The organism is Vibrio sp. 10N.222.46.A1 (assembly GCF_041473595.1).
Classification (GTDB): domain Bacteria; phylum Pseudomonadota; class Gammaproteobacteria; order Enterobacterales; family Vibrionaceae; genus Vibrio; species Vibrio tasmaniensis_A.
This window is the reverse complement of sequence record NZ_JBFRSN010000024.1, coordinates 1-19,338: the sequence shown is the minus strand read 5'-3', so window position 1 is coordinate 19,338 and position 19,338 is coordinate 1. Positions and strand designations below refer to the sequence as shown.

General features: G+C 43.7%; 20 protein-coding genes. 5 read left to right on the top strand and 15 right to left on the bottom strand.

Annotated elements, in window-relative coordinates:
* Window positions 1-87 precede the first annotated feature (87 nt).
* The 4 genes from glyQ (at window position 88) to AB4496_RS01100 (ending at window position 5,246) form a co-directional block, all read left to right on the top strand.
* The gene (gene glyQ / locus AB4496_RS01115) at window positions 88-1,002 is read left to right on the top strand and encodes a glycine--tRNA ligase subunit alpha (protein WP_009848159.1); all 915 of its coding nucleotides are present in this window, start codon (window positions 88-90) and stop codon (window positions 1,000-1,002) included.
* Between the two features lie 2 nt (window positions 1,003-1,004).
* On the top strand, window positions 1,005-3,071 hold the full coding sequence (gene glyS, locus AB4496_RS01110) for a glycine--tRNA ligase subunit beta (protein WP_009848158.1): 2,067 nt from the start codon (window positions 1,005-1,007) through the stop codon (window positions 3,069-3,071).
* A 110-nt stretch (window positions 3,072-3,181) separates the two neighbouring features.
* A complete protein-coding gene (locus AB4496_RS01105; RefSeq protein ID WP_009848157.1) occupies window positions 3,182-3,862 on the top strand; it encodes a response regulator transcription factor in 681 nt (226 codons plus the stop codon).
* A gap of 1 nt (window position 3,863) precedes the next feature.
* Complete coding sequence (locus tag AB4496_RS01100; protein ID WP_009848156.1) at window positions 3,864-5,246, top strand: sensor histidine kinase; 1,383 nt, start codon at window positions 3,864-3,866, stop codon at window positions 5,244-5,246.
* 15 nt (window positions 5,247-5,261) lie between these two features.
* Here the strand turns inward: AB4496_RS01100 and AB4496_RS01095 are convergent, their stop codons facing one another.
* The 14 genes from AB4496_RS01095 to AB4496_RS01030 are packed head-to-tail and all read right to left on the bottom strand — an operon-like array spanning window position 5,262 to window position 16,756.
* Window positions 5,262-5,903, bottom strand: coding sequence for an OmpA family protein (locus AB4496_RS01095; protein WP_009848155.1), 642 nt, complete (start codon window positions 5,901-5,903; stop codon window positions 5,262-5,264).
* Window positions 5,904-5,952: 49 nt separating this feature from the next.
* Window positions 5,953-7,260: a pilus assembly protein TadG-related protein gene (locus AB4496_RS01090; protein WP_009848154.1), complete on the bottom strand. Its 1,308-nt coding sequence runs from the start codon at window positions 7,258-7,260 to the stop codon at window positions 5,953-5,955.
* Between the two features lie 16 nt (window positions 7,261-7,276).
* Window positions 7,277-7,855 (bottom strand): tight adherence pilus pseudopilin TadF, encoded by a 579-nt coding sequence (gene tadF, locus AB4496_RS01085; protein WP_009848153.1) that lies wholly within the window; start codon window positions 7,853-7,855, stop codon window positions 7,277-7,279.
* Window positions 7,830-8,315: a TadE/TadG family type IV pilus assembly protein gene (locus AB4496_RS01080; protein WP_009848152.1), complete on the bottom strand. Its 486-nt coding sequence runs from the start codon at window positions 8,313-8,315 to the stop codon at window positions 7,830-7,832. Before AB4496_RS01080 ends, tadF begins: the two co-directional genes overlap by 26 nt.
* Window positions 8,305-9,087 (bottom strand): lipopolysaccharide assembly protein LapB, encoded by a 783-nt coding sequence (locus tag AB4496_RS01075; protein ID WP_009848151.1) that lies wholly within the window; start codon window positions 9,085-9,087, stop codon window positions 8,305-8,307. Before AB4496_RS01075 ends, AB4496_RS01080 begins: the two co-directional genes overlap by 11 nt.
* A complete protein-coding gene (locus AB4496_RS01070) occupies window positions 9,080-9,985 on the bottom strand; it encodes a type II secretion system F family protein (RefSeq protein WP_009848150.1) in 906 nt (301 codons plus the stop codon). The genes AB4496_RS01075 and AB4496_RS01070 overlap by 8 nt, the downstream gene beginning before the upstream one ends.
* Window positions 9,985-10,905 (bottom strand): type II secretion system F family protein, encoded by a 921-nt coding sequence (locus AB4496_RS01065; protein ID WP_009848149.1) that lies wholly within the window; start codon window positions 10,903-10,905, stop codon window positions 9,985-9,987. The genes AB4496_RS01070 and AB4496_RS01065 overlap by 1 nt, the downstream gene beginning before the upstream one ends.
* A gap of 9 nt (window positions 10,906-10,914) precedes the next feature.
* Window positions 10,915-12,198, bottom strand: coding sequence for a CpaF family protein (locus AB4496_RS01060; RefSeq protein WP_009848148.1), 1,284 nt, complete (start codon window positions 12,196-12,198; stop codon window positions 10,915-10,917).
* Between the two features lie 9 nt (window positions 12,199-12,207).
* Complete coding sequence (locus AB4496_RS01055) at window positions 12,208-13,431, bottom strand: P-loop NTPase (RefSeq protein WP_102258030.1); 1,224 nt, start codon at window positions 13,429-13,431, stop codon at window positions 12,208-12,210.
* 24 nt (window positions 13,432-13,455) lie between these two features.
* Complete coding sequence (locus AB4496_RS01050; RefSeq protein WP_009848146.1) at window positions 13,456-13,974, bottom strand: hypothetical protein; 519 nt, start codon at window positions 13,972-13,974, stop codon at window positions 13,456-13,458.
* Window positions 13,971-15,290 (bottom strand): type II and III secretion system protein family protein, encoded by a 1,320-nt coding sequence (locus AB4496_RS01045; RefSeq protein WP_009848145.1) that lies wholly within the window; start codon window positions 15,288-15,290, stop codon window positions 13,971-13,973. The genes AB4496_RS01050 and AB4496_RS01045 overlap by 4 nt, the downstream gene beginning before the upstream one ends.
* Window positions 15,291-15,300: 10 nt before the next feature.
* Window positions 15,301-16,089 carry an RcpC/CpaB family pilus assembly protein gene (locus tag AB4496_RS01040; protein WP_009848144.1) on the bottom strand — a complete coding sequence of 263 codons (789 nt, stop codon included), beginning with the start codon at window positions 16,087-16,089 and terminating at the stop codon, window positions 15,301-15,303.
* 7 nt (window positions 16,090-16,096) lie between these two features.
* A complete protein-coding gene (locus tag AB4496_RS01035) occupies window positions 16,097-16,534 on the bottom strand; it encodes a prepilin peptidase (RefSeq protein WP_102258031.1) in 438 nt (145 codons plus the stop codon).
* A 3-nt stretch (window positions 16,535-16,537) separates the two neighbouring features.
* Window positions 16,538-16,756 carry a Flp family type IVb pilin gene (locus AB4496_RS01030; protein ID WP_009848142.1) on the bottom strand — a complete coding sequence of 73 codons (219 nt, stop codon included), beginning with the start codon at window positions 16,754-16,756 and terminating at the stop codon, window positions 16,538-16,540.
* Window positions 16,757-17,087: 331 nt separating this feature from the next.
* On the opposite strand from AB4496_RS01030, the gene AB4496_RS01025 reads away from it, so the two are divergent.
* Complete coding sequence (locus AB4496_RS01025) at window positions 17,088-18,338, top strand: valine--pyruvate transaminase (protein WP_009848141.1); 1,251 nt, start codon at window positions 17,088-17,090, stop codon at window positions 18,336-18,338.
* 119 nt (window positions 18,339-18,457) lie between these two features.
* Here the strand turns inward: AB4496_RS01025 and AB4496_RS01020 are convergent, their stop codons facing one another.
* On the bottom strand, window positions 18,458-18,892 hold the full coding sequence (locus AB4496_RS01020; RefSeq protein ID WP_009848140.1) for an Hsp20 family protein: 435 nt from the start codon (window positions 18,890-18,892) through the stop codon (window positions 18,458-18,460).
* Window positions 18,893-19,338: the final 446 nt, after the last annotated feature.

Sequence of the window (19,338 nt, the reverse complement as noted above, 5' to 3'; positions counted from 1 at the left end):
AGATTACCCCTACTCGCTTTACCAATATCTCGGTATACTCAGAGGTTATTTTTATCATTCATTTAAAAGAATCGCGCGAACCTGACTATGCAAAAATACGATATCAAAACCTTCCAGGGAATGATCCTCGCGCTGCAGGATTACTGGGCACAAAACGGTTGTACCATTGTTCAACCACTAGATATGGAAGTAGGTGCTGGCACCTCTCACCCAATGACATGTCTACGTGCACTTGGCCCAGAGCCAATGTCTACGGCATACGTTCAACCTTCTCGTCGTCCGACCGATGGTCGTTACGGTGAAAACCCGAACCGCCTGCAGCACTACTATCAATTCCAAGTAGCTCTAAAACCTTCTCCAGATAACATCCAGGAGTTGTACTTAGGCTCGCTTGAAGTTCTTGGTGTCGACCCACTTGTTCACGATATTCGTTTCGTAGAAGACAACTGGGAAAACCCAACGCTAGGCGCATGGGGTCTTGGTTGGGAAGTATGGCTAAACGGTATGGAAGTGACTCAATTCACTTACTTCCAACAAGTTGGCGGTCTTGAGTGTAAGCCAGTAACGGGTGAGATCACTTACGGTATCGAGCGTCTAGCAATGTACATCCAAGAAGTAGACTCTGTTTACGACCTTGTATGGAACGTAGCACCAGACGGTTCTAATGTGACTTACGGTGACATCTTCCACCAAAACGAAGTTGAGCAATCAACATACAACTTCGAACACGCAGACGTAGATTTCCTATTCACTTTCTTCGACCAGTGCGAAAAAGAGTGTAAAGAGCTACTTGAGCTTGAGAAGCCACTGCCGCTTCCAGCTTACGAGCGCATTCTAAAAGCAGGTCACGCATTCAACATTCTTGATGCGCGCAAAGCTATCTCTGTAACAGAGCGTCAACGTTACATCCTTCGTATCCGCAACCTGACTAAAGCTGTTGCAGAGGCGTACTACGCGTCACGTGAAGCGCTTGGCTTCCCAATGTGTAAGAAGGATAAATAATCATGGCGAAGAATTTTCTAATTGAACTGGGTACGGAAGAGCTTCCACCAACGGCACTTCGTTCACTAGCTGAAGCCTTTGCTTCTAACTTTGAAGCAGGTCTTAAAACGGCTGAACTTTCTCACGAAGGCATCAAGTGGTACGCAGCACCTCGTCGTCTAGCACTTAAAGTGACGGCACTGGCTGAAGGCCAAGCAGACAAAGTCGTTGAGAAGCGCGGTCCTGCAATTTCTGTCGCATTCGATGCTGAAGGCAACGCGACTAAAGCTGCACAAGGTTGGGCTCGTGGTAACGGTATTACTGTTGAGCAAGCTGACCGCCTGAAAACAGACAAAGGCGAGTGGCTTCTTTTCAAACAGGAAGTAGCTGGCAAACCTGTTCAAGAATTGGTGATGGACATCGCTGCGAAAGCTCTCGCTGGCCTACCAATCCCTAAAGCAATGCGCTGGGGTAACTCAGACATTCAATTTATCCGTCCAGTGAAAACACTGACAGTACTACTAGGTGATGAGCTTGTTGAAGGCGAGATCCTAGGCGTAGCTTCTGCTCGTACTATCCGTGGCCACCGTTTCATGGGCGAACAAGAGTTCACTATCGACTCTGCTGACCAATACCCTGCGATCTTAGAAGAGCGCGGTAAAGTAATGGCAGATTACGATGCGCGTAAAGCGATCATCCTTGCTGATGCGAAAAAAGCAGCTGACGCAGTTGGTGGTATTGCTGACCTAGAAGATGACCTTGTTGAAGAAGTTACCTCTTTGGTTGAATGGCCAGTGGTGCTTACTGCTAAGTTTGAGCAAGAGTTCCTAAAAGTGCCTTCTGAAGCTTTGGTTTACACCATGAAAGGCGACCAGAAGTACTTCCCAGTGTATGACGCTGATAAGAACCTTCTGCCAAACTTCATCTTCGTTTCGAACATCGAGTCTAAAGAGCCTCGTCACGTAATCGAAGGTAACGAGAAGGTTGTACGTCCACGTCTTGCTGATGCTGAGTTCTTCTTCAACACAGACCGTAAGCGCCCGCTGATCGACCGTCTTGCTGAACTAGACCAAGCTATCTTCCAGAAGCAACTGGGCACTATCAAAGACAAAACCGACCGCATCACAGAACTTGCTGGCTACATTGCTGAGCAAATCGATGCTGACGTTGAGAAATCTAAGCGTGCAGGCCTACTGGCTAAGTGTGACCTAATGACATCAATGGTATTCGAATTTACGGATACTCAAGGTGTGATGGGCATGCACTACGCGACTCACGATGGTGAAGACGAGCAAGTAGCACTAGCACTTTACGAGCAGTACATGCCTCGTTTCGCAGGTGACACACTACCAAGCACTGGCATCTCTTCTGCTGTAGCAATGGCAGACAAGCTAGACACTATCGTGGGTATCTTCGGTATTGGCCAAGCACCAAAAGGTTCTGACCCATTCGCTCTACGTCGTGCATCACTAGGTGTGCTACGTATCATCGTTGAAAACGGCTACAACCTAGACCTAACTGATCTAATCGGTAAAGCGAAAGAGCTACTAGGCGACAAGCTAACCAACGAAAACGTAGAAGCTGACGTTATCGACTTCATGCTAGGTCGTTTCCGCGCATGGTACCAAGATGCTGGTTTCAGTGTTGATATCATCCAAGCGGTACTAGCACGTCGTCCAACCAAGCCAGCTGACTTTGACCAACGTGTTAAAGCGGTTTCTCACTTCCGTGAACTGGAAGCAGCAGAAGCACTAGCAGCAGCGAACAAGCGTGTAGGTAACATCCTTGCTAAATTCGATGGCGAGCTACCTGCTGAAATCGATCTTGCTCTTCTTCAAGAAGACGCAGAGAGAGCACTGGCTGAAAACGTTGAAGTAATGACAGAAGCATTAGAACCAGCATTCGCAACAGGCAACTACCAAGAAGCCCTAAGCAAGCTTGCTGATCTACGTGAACCTGTTGATGCATTCTTCGATAACGTAATGGTTATGGCTGATGACGAAGCGCTTAAGAAGAACCGTCTAACGCTACTGAACAACCTACGTAACCTGTTCCTACAGATTGCTGATATTTCTTTACTACAGAAGTAAAACCAATTTGGAATAAATATTAAGGGGGAAGCTTTGGCTTCTCCCTTTTTTTTATCCAAAGCTAGTGTAAGCTCTATCTGGTTGAATATTATTGTAGATAGGGATATTACATGCTGGTTGTTTTGGTTGAAGATAATGAAATATTGAATCACCACCTATCTTCTCAGCTCAGTGAGCAAGGACATACTGTCCATGCAGATAGAACAGCTTCTGCATGTTTACAAACGATTCAAAAACAGTCCAATACAGATGTGATGATCATTGACCTTGGCCTCCCTGACTTTGATGGCATTACGCTGATCAAGCAAATACGTCGTAAAGAAATTGCAGTCCCAATATTAATCTTAACCGCACGTGGCAACTGGCAAGATAAAGTAGAAGGGCTTAACTCCGGGGCTGATGATTACCTTACCAAGCCCTTCCAATTTGAAGAGCTACACGCTCGCCTTGAGGCGCTTGTTCGTCGAAATCAAGGGTTTTCCGCTTCCCAAATCAAAGCGCAATCGCTCACCTTAGACACTCAAGCCAAACGTATCAGTTACGATGATGCTCTGATTGAACTTACAGCCTTAGAATTTCAAATATTCGAGTACTTAATTCGCCATTGCTTACAAATCGTATCTAAACAACAAATCGCAGACTCCCTTTATGCGCAGGGTGAAAATGTTCAGCTAAACAATATTGAGGTTATCGTTTCACGCTTACGTAAAAAGTTAACGCAATACACTCAAGCTAAGCTGATCAGCACCATTCGCGGGCAAGGTTATCGTTTTGAACTAGAAGCCAAGTAGTATGAAAAGACTGTACAAAACTCAGTTCAGACGTCGGACATTCGCCGTTGCTGCTTCCATTATGATTTCAATGGTACTCACTAGCGCCTGGTTCTACTACAACAGTCAAAAACACCAACTTTTTGAGTACTACTCGAAAAATACCCTTCGAGAATTGCCTGCTGTAATCAATGAACTGCTGTCTTCTGGGGAAATACCGCCATTGACGGAGTGGGATAGGTTCTATGCGAAAGAGTCTCCCAACACTAGCGTCACTCTATGTGATCACAACAATCAACAAGTATGGACATCAGTAAATATTGAAAGACGAGCTAAGCTGCTATCAGAGATAGGCGTCAGCCAATCTCAAGTCAACGAACTGTGTCATGATCTAAATTTCCCCATAGATACTATTCGTTTGGTTGAAAGATCGAATGGCGCCGCTTTTATTGTCCACACAATTCTCTGGAAAGGTTTCCAGGAAAAAAAAGATGGCAGAGTTATCTTTACCCAAAGGGTCGAAGAGAAAATAGAACCCATACATCAGTTAAAATACACCGCGGTTGGAGTGTTAGTGGTTGCGCTTGCTTTGATCAGTGCTCTACTTTTGGTTTTTTATCGTATTAGTTTTGCGCCGTTTACTCGACTAGAGAATGAACTGAATGACATAAAGCAGGGTAAACAAAACCAATTAGCCCAGTCATACCCTGAAGATTTACATAGCGTCACCAGTGCATTGAACGAATTGCTATACCAACAAAAAGAAAATCAGGAGCGTTATAAGCGTTCTCTCAATGATCTCGCCCATAGTTTGAAGACTCGCGTGACAGTTTCTCAAGCATTACTTGATGAAGACTCATCCAAAACAAAGAATGACCAAATCAACCAACAACTGTTAGAAATGGATAGCTTAATTCAGGCACAACTCAAAAGGGCTTCGCTAGGCGTTAAAGGTATAACGACTTCATCGACACCGATAAAACCAATCCTCGACAGCCTAGTAGGCATGTTTACGAAAATCCATGCCGACAAAAAGATCCAATTCATCACTCAGTTTGACGACCAACAGACCGTGCCTCTTAATAAAGATGATCTTATGGAAGTGCTCGGTAACCTATTAGAAAATACTTATCGGTTCGCACAAACCTCTATCGAATTCAAAGCCACTCAAAGCGAACAGCAGATCCTGATTGAGATCTATAATGATGGGCCAGTAATAGATAACTCGATCAGCCAAACCTTATTTCAACGTGGCGTAAGAGCCGATCAGAAGACCCATGGTACAGGATTAGGTTTGGCGCTATGTGATGAGATACTCCATAGCTACAAAGGGACAATCTGGTTCGAGCAATCAGATAACCCATCCGTGGGTGTCGTTTTAAAAATACTGCTCCCAACAAGTTAAATTTGTAGGGCAGGGTTAAGAGTGAATATCAACCCTGCGATTGTTATGGCGACCGGATTCAGTCTCGTTACTCTGCACTGGGTTCGCCTCACCTTGTGAACTCACTGTCAGGTCTTCAATATTTACGCCTTGCTCTTTCAAATACCCAACAACAACATTCGAGCGCTGCAAGCCTAAGCTTAAGTTGTAACTATCACTACCTTTTGAGTCGGTATTCCCCGTGACGATAAATTCGGGAGTTTGATGTTCAAGTTTAGCTATAAGGTTTAACAATAAATAACGAGATTTTTGATTCAGTTCATCGTCATCGAAATCAAAAGTCACGCGAGCCAACACCTCACGAGCCAACTTACCTTCTACAAATTTAGTTCGACTCAGTAAGTATTGTGCGCAATCAGCACTTTCTGATACTTGAGTTAACTTATCTTGAATCAGATTTTTAATCGCTTGATTAGCTGTGCTTGCGTTCACTTGCATGAACGGGCCTTGGTGATACATCACTTTCTTCCCCTGACCGATCGTTACCGTCTTCTCAAGTTCAGAGTCGCCCATATGGCAGTAATGATAAAGTAGTTCGTTGGTATCTGGTTTTAAAGGGGCTGCCAGTATAGAAAACGACAGAGTAAATAAAGACATAACAGATATAAGCGTTTTCATTTTTGCTCTCTTAATAATATTCAGTTAATAAAAAGGATGTCACATACCTCTATTGCGCCAAGTGACCCACTTCTTCCGTAATTAATCCCAAAATTTTATTGAGAATGTCTTCCTTGTTTTCAGCCTTATAAACATTATCTCGGCCAACGCAATTACGCAGACCCACGTTTTTATTAAGTTCATAATCGAAACCAATCACAGCCATGCGCGCGTTCATTCGTTCACCATCAGGTGTCATCATTCCTTGGCTTACCCCGCCAATTACCTCTATGTCATCATGCGTATTATCTGCCGAAACTTTGCCGCCGTTGACCATATTGAGAATGTTGCTACACATACCTTTCGACACAAGCTTATTGGTTTGCCCTGCGTAGTGATTCCAATCTTCCCCATCAGACAGAATAATGATCAGCTGCTTTTGGTTCTTCGACATTGAAGTCACAATTTGCCCTGCACGAATAATGCCTTGCAGTGAAGCAGTGCCTCCCCCAGCTTTGAATTTCTTGACCTTTTTAGTGAAGGATGAAAAATCGGTGGTAAAATAGAGGTCGTAGAACCGTGCATCATCATCGCTATTAGGCACACGCGAGGCTTCTCCTTTAACGATAAATTGTTGAGCTATCGTTTTGTTAAAATTCACCGTATCGTCTTTATCGTATTCACCTTCTCTTGAAACTACCCGCTGATCGCGAACTACTAAGTTGTCATTCTTATCTTTATTGATGGTTCGGCGATTAAAACCGGTAAGTGCAACCCGATGAGGGTGCTCTGGATATAGATCGTTATACGCGCCGAGTTCATCAGCCACATCTTCAATAATGTCTTTCAGATCATTTAGCTTAGAATGCCGACCACCACTCCACGAGTCATTCATAGATTCTGAAAAATCGACGATAAAAGTAATGTCTATCGGCTGGCTTTGATAGCGTCGTGCTTTCGATGATCCCGTCACATTGAAGCTATCACCAAAGCCAGAAATCACATCGTTACCAGGAAACCAGGACTTGTGCAGTGTTTGACCCGCAACACGATATTCAAAGTAGCGTGCTTCGCCTCTTTCCGTAGCAGCAATACATTCAGGTATTTCATCACACCCTAGCTTCTTAACTTCAATATCTAGGATCGAGTCCATGTCATATAGATAATGCTGAATATAGCGCTCCGCCAATTGATGGTCTTGTTCATCTTTTGCTGATACCGCTAGAACAGCCGCTTCTGAAGCTTCCTCTAATCGAGCTTTGGTTTGTAATGCGCGGGCACCATCAGAACCAAGCATAAACACTCCAAACAAAGCTGGGATCATAATGGCAAACAGCATAGCTGCATGGCCAAACTGCTTACGCATAGCGTGTTTCATAACCTTTCTCTTCGCTCTACCTGCCGATCACGACAGAATCAGACATCACGTGAGTAAACTCACGCCCCAAAATACCACCAATCCAATTATCCGATTCATAACAAACCGTCACTCGGTACAGGGGCATTTCTCGACCTCGGTTAGTCACTACCGTCATGGACTCTAATGAATCAATGGTTTGCTTTATTCTGCAGGCAACAACACCGCGTTTTTCACTGATCGCGGGGTTGGGTGTACCCACTTGTTTGAAGCTCAACTCTTCCACCAACAACCCATAGTGTTCCCGTTCAAAATGACCAAAGGTACGCAGTAAGGAATGCTGAGCAATGATATCGATATCATCGACTTCTTTAGTTGTAAGCTGATAATCAGTATCATAAAGTTGGGTTCTCTCTTTAAGTACATTGACCAGTGAATAAGAGAGTCGATCGAGTTTTCCTTTCAATGAAAGCTTGATGATCACGTCACCACTGAAAGCAATCAATAAGCTGAAAAATACAGCGACCATGGCAAACTCAATACTAAAAACCCCCTGCTGCTTACTCTTCAAATTCCCATGCTTTAGGGTTCTAAATTTCAAATTTTGACCTTTCATATTCCTGCACAACAATCATCTCTCTGCTCATTAAATTCTGAGTCGTGAAGAAGTAGCTAAAGATAGGTGAAAAACGGTAGTTAATTCGATAAATGGCAAGCGCTGCGTTATCAGCATCACCACACTCTTTAAATTTTTGACTACCAGAAATACTGCATTGGTCTGTAATACTAGCTAACTCACTCAGGTTTTTAGAGTAGTGAATCGTGACTTGAAAATTGTCGCCATTAACAACCTGATTCCAGATACTGCCTTCTCGGTGCAAAACCTTATCTACCGTATCGAGATAATTTCCTGAGCCCTTTTTAGCTGTGCGAGCCACCTCTGAAACCGCCAAGTCGTTGATCGCCGAAATGTACGAGATATAGCTCATCTCAACCCACGCCATACACATCAACCAAAAAGCAAAAAAGCCCACCGCAAACTCTATGCTCGCGACACCCTTTTGCTTATATCGCATTACCCGCCTCCTCCGATAACGAAAGACCACTGACTGCCAGCGTTTGGCTCTCTAATGAATAAGGAGTGTGGTGGCGCAACGCCTGATAAATTTTTTGGATTTGGTGCTTGCTGTATCTTTCACTCAACACACTTTCGACAAACGGGTAGTGGCCCAACTTAGCCATACTCAACGTCAAGTTTGCCATCATCTGTTCGTTCATCTGACCGCGCTTATACAATGGTAATAAACGCTCCATAGCTGCTTGATAATGCTCTTGCGTAATATCGAGCACAGCCAAATTATTATTCACTGATACCGAGTCATAAAAATGCTCGCGCGCGCGTTCAAAATACCGACGAGATAGATCAAACTGATAGCTGTAACCATAAAACGTTCCCAGTAAATTCTCGGCTGCCGCATGTGTAGCATTTTCCACTAATACTTGTTTAGCACTACTGATCGCTGCTGGGTACTGACCTAATTCACCGTATGCTTTCGCTTGCATCAATAAACTGTTCACACTGGGTTGTGGTTTTTGAGTAACAGGGGCAATGTAAAACAGAGCCGACTCAGCATCGCCCATAGCTAAATATGTATTCGAGAGTTTTTCTCTCACTTCATCAGCGTCGTATTGCTGCAGCTGATTTTTATACAAACGGGTTAACTGAACGTAATTATGTGTTTTTTGATAGATAGCCTCTTTTGACTCATCTTTCTGCCAACTCGCTTGAGTTGAACTGCATGCCGCCAACATTAAAACTAACGTTAGCGCGATTATTTTCTTAAACATTAAGCATCATCCTCATTACCCCCGGAGCGGCAATTACGAATACAATTGGGATCAAGATAAACACGATCAGTGGAATCGACATCTTGGCAGCTAACTTCCCTATTTCTTCTTCCAGCTCTAGCATTTGCACTTCTCGAATATCGCCTGCCAACGTCGTTAACACGTTATAAATCGAGGATCCATGTTGAATGCTCTGCGTCAGCGTCATCACAAAACTACGAACTTCTGGTGATGGAACCTTGCGATACAACTCCTCTAAGGCATTTTCCATTCCGACCAAACGAGCCCGTTGGTTTGTCACCTCCAACAAGCTAGAAAGCTCTTTATCAAAGCTTTTCATTTCAATGGAGAGGTATTTCATTGATGCTTCGATTGTCATGCCGGTTTGGACGCAAATCGCCATTAGGTCAATCAGATACGGCATTTGACGAGAGATTCGACGTTGACGGTTTTTAGCCATCGAGCTCAAGACTAGGTCAGGCATCACAATAACCACCATAGCCCACCCCGCAGCTATCGCGATCCATGATTCAGACGAAACCTCAATAAACCAACACACGCCTGCAACAACCACTTGCCCGATAAACAACGCACTGTACTTCAGTGGCATAAACCATTGAGCCCACCGGATGTCACTCACGCCAGCATTAGCAAAGCGCACTGTAATATCACTTTCGGAGGTGACGAAAATAGTCGACATGGGCGTCAACCAACGATTCAGTTTTATTTCTGCCTCTTTTGACTGATCGGCCAATCGATGATGTTTCGCTAAGGCTGCTATACGGTGTTTTTTCTGAGTACACACGACTAACCAATAAAATATGAGCAACAAGCCAAATGCTACGCCGGCCCAGGCGAAAAATAACCCAACGTTCGAGAAGTTTATTGAAGAAGCCATTACTTCACCTTTTTCATTAACGCCCAGATGATCAGCATGCCGATACTTTCACTTGTGATGAGGTAGTAAAGAATCGGTCTCCCTTCTGGGTGGTGCATTACGAACTCAAAATTTTCAGGACTAAGAAACTGCAAAATAAACAGAAAGAAGAATGGTGTTGCTCCTACAATTTTTGCGGAGATACGAGCCTCTGAAGTAAGAGCAAACTTTTTTCTTTCTACAGCTCTCGCTTCGAACATTTGTCGATTCAGACGTGACATCACCTCTTTTAATTGCCCCCCTCTTTGCATGTTAGCTCGCAAGGTAATGACAAAAAAATGAAACGACGGATACGGAAAGCGACGACAAGATTTACGAAACACATCATCAATCGGCTCTCCTAAATTGAGGCGCTCGCTCATCAGCTTAAACTCTTTACCTACCTCACCTTCAAGTTTCTTCCCTACATACCCAATGCCTCGCCCTATGCTTTCACCCGCACTAAGGGAACTTGCCAGCATGTTCAACGCATCAGGGAAGGTTTCTTCAAAGCGTTTTTTCTCTCGTTTCTGTAAATGGAGATAACCAAAAAACCAAGCGATAATGAGAGTCAAAGGCAAAATTTCAAACCAAGGTAAGCGCAGTGACATTTGATTAAGAATGCCGATCGCAAGCAGTGCTACAACAGAAAAAATGACGACCTTACCTAATGCCATTTTTCCAAGTTGGCGCTGTAAGTTATCCCAACGCACACGAAGTTTCTGTTTGAAGTTACGATCAGAAAGACTGGCAAAATTAACCGCTTGTTGCGTAAAACTCAGATCGCTTTTCAGATTACCTTTCGCTTGCTGTGATAAATACTCATCAACAGAAGGAGCTCTATTCGGCTTAAGCGCTACAATCATGAGTATTGCCCCACCCAAAATAATCAACCAATACATGTCTCACTCCTATTGATTGAGTGTCATAGACTCAATCACTTGAGTTAACTTCTGCTCTACACCAAAGAAACGGGCTTTTTCATAAAGCGCAGAACGAGCCATAACACCAGATGTCACATAACTACCTCGAATGCGACCATCAGGGCTGTGAGGTGAAGTTTGGAAAGAGAACAACTCTTCTAACACCACGTTGCTTCCCTCAATACCGACCACTTCAGTGATATTCATGATCTTTCGAGAACCATCATGCAATCGGCTGACCTGAACGACTAAATCGACCGCGCTTACAATTGAGCGGCGGATCGCTTCTAAGGGCAAATTATTGGTCGCCATCATCACCATTGATTCGACACGAGCCAAAGCATCTCGTGGTGTATTGGCGTGCAACGTAGACATTGAACCATCGTGCCCAGTATTCATGGCTTGCAGCATTTCAAATGCTTCACCACCACGGCATTCACCCACAATAATTCGGTCTGGGCGCATTCGCAGTGAATTAATCACTAAATCTCGAGCGGTAATAGCCCCTGTCCCTTCAATGCCCTCATGACGAGTTTCCATTCGAACAACATGTGACTGCTGAAGCCTTAACTCAGCGGTATCTTCAATAGTGACGGTTCGTTCACCCTCTGATATATGCTGTGATAAAGCATTAAGTAACGTTGTTTTTCCCGATCCCGTACCACCAGATACAATAATATTGAGTCGGCAACGTGCAGCTAACTGAAGTAAACCTGCCATATCGGGAGTAAGAGACCCAAACTCAACTAATTCTTCAAAACCAATACTTTGCTTTTGAAACTTACGAATCGAGATTGACGTCCCTTCCAATGTGATAGGAGGAATGACAATATTCACACGGCTACCATCATCTAACCGGGCATCACAAGTAGGAGAAGACTCATCGACCCTGCGCCCAACACGACTAGCGATGCGCTTAGCAATATCAAGCAACTGCTTCTCATCGATAAATCGAACAGGTGCTTTCTCGACTAAGCCATGACGCTCAATATAAACCTGTTGTGGGCCATTGATCATGATGTCGGTGATCGAGTCATCATCCATCAACACCTGCAAAGGCCCGAGGCCAACTAACTCATGTACCATGCTGGTGACATATTCTGATTTTGCCAGTGATGAAATAGATAACTGATCTCGACTCACTAGCATATCAACTGCGCTAGCTAACTGAGCTTCTAACTCTAGACGCGGTAAGCTTTCAATAACACTGGCATCAAGTGCATCAAATATCTGCTTACGCAGTTGTAAATAAATGCGCTGTGCATGTTCCATATCGTCCCCTTACCGTTTTAACCACTGGAAGAATGAAAATGCTGTTTTTTCCGCAACTTTCTCTCCCATCAATAAGGCAACTAACGTTTGCAGTCCGTATTTCATTTCAGAACGTGATTCACTAAGCAGCTCACCTTGAAGTAGGTATTGATTAGCTTTGAAATCAAACACTAAATTCGCGTCTGCCTCTCGACCAAAATACTTAACTACATCCGCCTCACTAATTGACGCTGCGTTATGTGGTCGAGAGCGGTTCATTACCGTCAGTACGACAAGGTTGGGATAATGCACATCGATTTCAGAACGAATTCGATTCAGCTCTCTTAATGACGATACTGTTGCATCAAATACCAAGACTAAAGCATCTAGTTTCCCCACCGCTTGTCTAAACTCTTCATTGGTTGTCGCAGTGTGAGAATAGTCTTCCACGACAAAAGCATGACTTGAAATCATCTGCTTCTTTAAAGACTGGGTGTATTGGAATAACTCATCACGGCCAAACTCATCTGATTCCACCGCAAGAAGTGACAAATTTTTTTCAATATTTTGTACCAAGCTTGTCGCGATATCATTATCCACTCCTGTAGTAAGGGTGCCTTTTTGAACACTGCGCTTAGTAAACTTCTTAAGCCCTAACATCACGTCAATATTGCTGCCAGTGTAGGTATAGTCGACTAGCAAAGTACTCGCATTTTGATGCTTGGCCAAACGGCGAGATATCTCACACGCGACTAGTGAAGTACCGACCCCACCTTTCACGCCCATGACTGCTATTTGCTTGGCTTTACGATTTGTACTCACGCCTTGTTGTGCTGCGTGGTTACGGGAAACGTTGTGATAAAAATCGATCGTTTCCGCTTCACCCGCTGGCCAAAACAAGTAATAGAAACCCAACTGTCTTAAGACTCGAATGATGGATATGGTATCTTCACTGCCAATAATGATCACTGACACATGAGGAGGTAAGGTATGAGTCAATAACTGAGCATCAGCGACAATATCTTGGCTTTGATTTAATTCAACAAATACCACTTCAACATCTGGGTATTGCTCTAATCTAGTCACATTTGTGTCTTGGCTGGCGAACGAGCTAGGCTCATTCAACCCTTCAAATCTGAACGATTTTTGGATGAAGTCGCGGCATATCTCGGTTTGGAAAAGCATCGCACAACGATTCTGTTTCTCCGATTTTTTAGGTTCCGCACTGTTTAGTTTATTCACTAAATCAAACATCTGAAATTCTCTAACAGTTAGTAATTAGATTGCTTTGTGCGGGTTGACCATTGACTGCCAACGGCTCGTGTCCACATTGCACCCTAAGCTTCCATTCCCATACTCGCCGACCCGTTCCTGGTGGCAAATTTCTAGTTTGGTCTTATATGTTGTGACTGAAAGACTTAAGTCAAAGCGACTCTCTAGTGGTAACGGATCTGATGCGTTTGAGTTATGCTCATTTGGGCTATAACCTATTTGACTGTATTCAATCTGACTCGACATCACACCAGCTTGGATTAACTGGCTCACAACCTCTTTATAAAGCGCCTGATTCCCGCTCCCTTTGGTGCGTATTTTCCATTGCGCCACCTTTACATTTTTAGGGTAACCCAAGATAAACTCACTCACTTTTCTGGTCACCAACTGGGGTTGGTCAGAGCGAAGTTTAAGCTGATAAGTCACAGGAAAAACTTCAACTTCCGTTCCGCGAGGCTCCGATATACGGTCAACACACCCTGTAATAATGACGGCGGTAAACAAAGTAACCATCATTGATTTCATTGGCTAAACCCTCCAGCAGACAAAACTTCATCAGCCCACTTTTGTTGTGATTGTTCATAGCCACTGCCTAGTCCAAAAAAGCGCTTGAGCGTGCTAGTCTTTTTCATCGTCGGTAATTGGATCTGCTCCGCTTTGACTGGTTGAACTAAATTAACGGTCGCTACAATGACTAACTCAGTTTTACTACGTTCGGTTCCTGTATGGCGAAACAAAGCACCGATAATAGGTATATCACCAATGTAGGGAATTCGAGTCAGTGACTCTTTCTCTTCACTGTTAAGCAACCCACCAAGAACGAAGCTTTGTCCATCCCCCAGTTCCACGGTTGTCTGGGCGCGTCGTGTTCTTAATGCTGGTAAATCAAAGTTGTCACTGCTGTAACTACCATCTAGGGAGCTAACCTCTGGTGTCAGTGCTAGCTTAATTTTGTCATCTCGAAGCACCTTAGCCAGTAATTCCAGTCGCACACCGAATTCCTTATATTCAACGTTGGTTGCACCATCTATAACCGTCACAACGGGCAGTTCTCCACCCACTAAGAAACTCGCTTTCTCACCTGAAATCACCGACAAATTAGGTTCTGCTAGAACTTGACCAACGCTATCGGTACCTAAAGCTGAAATAACAGAGACAATATCGCTAGCACTAAAATGAGTAAGTTGATCCACAAATATGCCGGGCGTACCATTGCTGCCCATCTTGATGCCGAAGTCTTGCATAAAAGAGTGCGATACCTCTGCAATGGTCAACTTAACGTTCACCTGCTTAGTCGCTGATATTTCGATATTATTCACGACGCCTGCGTAATTAAGTTGAGTCATAAAACCCACATCAATGTCGTCACTCTCTTCATCACTCATTTGAAAAGAGGTTGAGTTCGCTGTTTTCCCCAAAAGCTCACCCACCAACTGGTGAATGTTATCCTTTTCCTGTTCATTAGCGACGACACCACTCAGAACAACGTTCTCACCGATGCCTGCTACAAACACTTCCGCATCGGGAAATAACACATCAATTTGTTGCTCTATTTCGCGATAACTTTTATTCACCAACAATAAGCGGTTAAATAATTCACGTCCTTTCGCATCAAATGCGATAAACGAGGCAGATCCTATATTCTTCCCAAACACCACGACCTTATTACTATCAATCACTTGGTAATCTGCAATATTCTTCCCTGAGATAAAAACAGAAGCGATTTCCCCTCGAATCGAAAAGGTTTTAGCTTCTCCCTGAGCTAAATTAGTCGAGCCTTGAGCCAAAACCTCGAATGGAAGCAGCAGAACCAATACTAAAGTCAACATTGTTGTTTTCATGGTTAACGCCCTACTCAAAACGGTATTCACGAATTCCACCAGTGCCGCCACTGCTTGGAATGATGTCTGAAGAATCAGCTTCTAGATCATCAGAAAATTCCTTACCCAATGATTTATGCACGGCCACTTCTGCAATCCGCTGTGCCACCGTGAGTTGTGCCAGTTGTTGATTCGTCACTTGTAAGATCAATGTCACCTGAGTCTCTTTTTCCAACGTTAACGTGCTCACTGCTTTTTCTGACGTCACCATGTCCAAAACCGGTATTTGAGCCAGTAATGGCACCATAGTGAGATGTTGGATATCTGACACCGTATCCTCACTTGATAAGTTCTGATCCGGCGTTGAAAGAACAGATATGTCGACTAAATCTCCGACTGCGATGGTGCCACCTAATACATCTCTTCCCGGTACCGTAACGTTATAAGGAACAAATCCAGGGCGGATCACCGCCTGTAAGTACTGACTGTCTCCGGGAGATGTCAACATATTCGAGTCCACCAGCTCATATGCGGCAATGTCATGCACTGCGAATTGAGGAGCATTCCAATCTAACTCAATGTTTCGATCGATTCCCAATAGCGCTGCACGAGCTTCAGGCAAGTACTCTATAACGAAGTCGCTACGCTTCAGCTGCTGACCTTTCACTGTCGGGTGAGTGAGTTTCCATACCTTAAAAGTCACTTCTATAATTGGTTCTTCAGGCTGAATGGGGAAAGTATCCATCGGTACATTCACCACACCATAGAGGCCTATAGATATAGCGAGGAACGCTAAGCCAAGAATGATTTTGGAGTTCATGATTCACCTATAACGATGCAGCTATACCTAGTAGGCTTCCTAAACAAATAGGCACCCCATAAGGAACACCTCTGTTTGTCCACTCAGAATTACCGGTTGTTTTTCCTAATACCCACTGAGTAATCGCTAGGGTTCCACCTGCAAATAAAATCACATTAACCGCCCACAACATCATATTGGGCGATACCATTAAACTGAATGCAGCCAATAATTTACTGTCTCCAGCAGCTATAACATTGAAATAAAATAAAACTGCGCCGACGGCTAACACTATGAAAAAGTTATAAAACTGCTCAAATTTTTCGGTTTGACAGATATAAAAAACACCCAAGAGAGCAACAGCTACCACCACTCCATTAGGTATTATTCGGTATCGGATATCTTGATAACTGACGATTGCAGCCATGGTGGCTAAGGGAATTAACCACCACAGTTTATGAGGCATTAATTAACCTACACTTGGCGACGAATTAGCGGCTTCAATATTATTAGTGATGGTTGTGATAGCACCTTCTAAAGCTTCACGAAGAGAGTCGTTAAATACAGCCAATACGATTGCTGACATACACACACCTAGGATTGCGTATTCAATCGCTGTAACACCACGTTGATCATTATTAAAAGATTGAATAAATAGCTGAGTTCTAACAAATAAATTAGTTAACATTCGTTTCTCCAAAAGATAGATAGGTTGTTTTTTCTTCGGAGGAAATAATATTCAGTGCGCTATTTTTGAGCAATCCAAGAGTGACCTTCCTCACATTGCTCTGACATTTGCCGTCGTTCTATTCAGTTTGAGTTCAGTTTAAAGTGAAAAAAGTGATTAAACGGGAGCGGTGAGAAGAGAAGTTTTTTCCGTGTGAGGGCAATTCGTGCTTTGCGCCGCAAAAACATTGCGGTATGTTCAAAGATTACCCACTGTAACCCGCCACGCTCGGGTTCATAAGATTGATCATAATCTACGAATAATAATCACAATGAATTAGGTATACGAAGCAATGCAATTCTCAAAGTTTGGTGAAAAGTTTAATCGATACTCTGGAATCACTCGTTTAATGGATGATTTGAATGATGGCCTGCGAACTCCTGGTGCAATTATGCTCGGTGGTGGTAACCCAGCCGCTATCCCAGCCATGCTCGATTACTTTAACCAAGCCAGTGCCGACATGCTCGCCAGTGGAGAACTCATTGCCGCCCTCGCCAACTACGATGGTCCACAAGGTAAAGACAGCTTCATTAAGTCGTTAGCTGGAATGCTGAAAGAGACCTATGGTTGGGACATCAACGAGAAAAACATCAGCCTGACCAACGGCAGTCAAAGTGGCTTCTTTTACCTATTCAACTTGTTAGCGGGTCAACAGCCAGACGGTTCTCACAAGAAGATATTGTTGCCGATCGCACCAGAATACATCGGCTACGGCGATGCGGGCATTGATGACGATATTTTTATCTCTTACCACCCAGAGATCGAACTGCTAGAAAACCGCCAGTTTAAATACCACGTTGATTTTGAACAGCTCAAGGTTGATGACTCGGTTGCCGCTATCTGCGCCTCTCGTCCAACCAACCCAACTGGTAACGTACTGACCGACGAAGAAGTGCGTAAACTGGATAAACTGGCGCGCGAAAACAACATCCCACTACTGATCGATAATGCTTACGGCCTGCCGTTTCCAAACATCATCTTTGAAGATGTGGAACCGTTCTGGAATGAAAATACGATTCTGTGCATGAGCTTATCTAAGCTTGGTTTACCGGGTGTACGTTGCGGTATCGTGATTGCGAGCGAAGAAGTAACACAAGCTCTGACTAACATGAATGGCATTATCAGCTTAGCGCCGAGCAGTGTTGGGCCGGCAATTGCCAATCATATGATTGAAAAAGGCGATTTATTGCGTTTGAGCAGTGAAGTAATCAAACCTTTCTATAAAGAGAAATCTCTACGTGCGGTTGAGCTTTTACAAGAAGCGATCGATGACCCTCGCTTCCGTATCCACAAGCCTGAAGGCGCGATTTTCTTATGGCTATGGTTTGATGAACTGCCGATTACCACCATGGAGCTGTACGACCGCCTCAAAGCTCGTGGCGTATTGATTGTTCCGGGTGAATACTTCTTTATCGGCCAAGAAGACGAGTGGGATCATGCTCACCAGTGCTTACGCATGAACTACGTACAAGATGATGAGGCGATGCAAAAAGGTATTGCTATCATTGCTGAAGAAGTGAAAAAAGCTTACTCAGAGCAGTAATCAGAGCTTTTAGCTTACCGTAGACCAAATGCAAAAAAGAGCACCGACCTTCTTCAAGGTACTGGTGCTCTTTCACTTCTACTTCCCGAGATTTATTAGCTTAAATGAGCTAATAACGCTTAACCTTCTAGAAGACTATTACCATTAATAGCAATCTTACGTGGTTGCATCGCTTCTGGGATTTCGCGTTCTAGGTCGATGTGAAGAAGACCATTTTCCATGCTTGCCCCTACCACTTTTACGTAGTCTGCCAGTTGGAATTTACGCTCGAAATCACGCTCTGCGATACCTTGGTATACGAAGGTTTTCTCTGCTTCTGCTTTACGCTCACCTTTAACAATTAGCATGTTCTCTTTCTGAGTAAGATCTAATTGGTCATCAGCAAAACCAGCAACGGCCATAGTAATACGGTAGTTGTTCTCGTCTTTTTGCTCGATGTTGTATGGAGGGTAACCGCCAGAAGAGTTCTTCGATGTGTTCGCTTCCATCATGTTGAATAGACGATCGAAGCCGATTGCGTTGCGGTAAAGTGGAGTGAAATCTACAGTTCTCATAATGCTATCCTTTTAGTAAGCAATAGTCTTAGCTGTAATTTTTACTGAGATCGAACCTGTGAATTATTCAGTAAACAGCTAAGGGATTCAATTCGCATTCCACGGGCTTCACCTCGTTTGGTGACAACTCTGGGACATGACAATGAATCAATTTTTATATTGTGTGCCGCCAAATTTATCCTCTATTGAGCGATACTCTAGCAACGGTTATGAAGGTTCTGTTTCTTCTCTTGTAGAGCAAGACAGTCATCCTCTTCACAACTAGATATGTGGATTGAGCGAATCAGTTTCAAGCGTTTATTTTCAATTATTTTTCCAATCCAATATTTTTCAATCACTTAAAAACAAAAAAGACCGCCATTTTTGGCAGTCTTTTTAACAACAAATTTAGTTTTTTGAGACGAAGCTATTTCGTTTTAGTTCAAAGAAGAGGCGCGGAGCATACG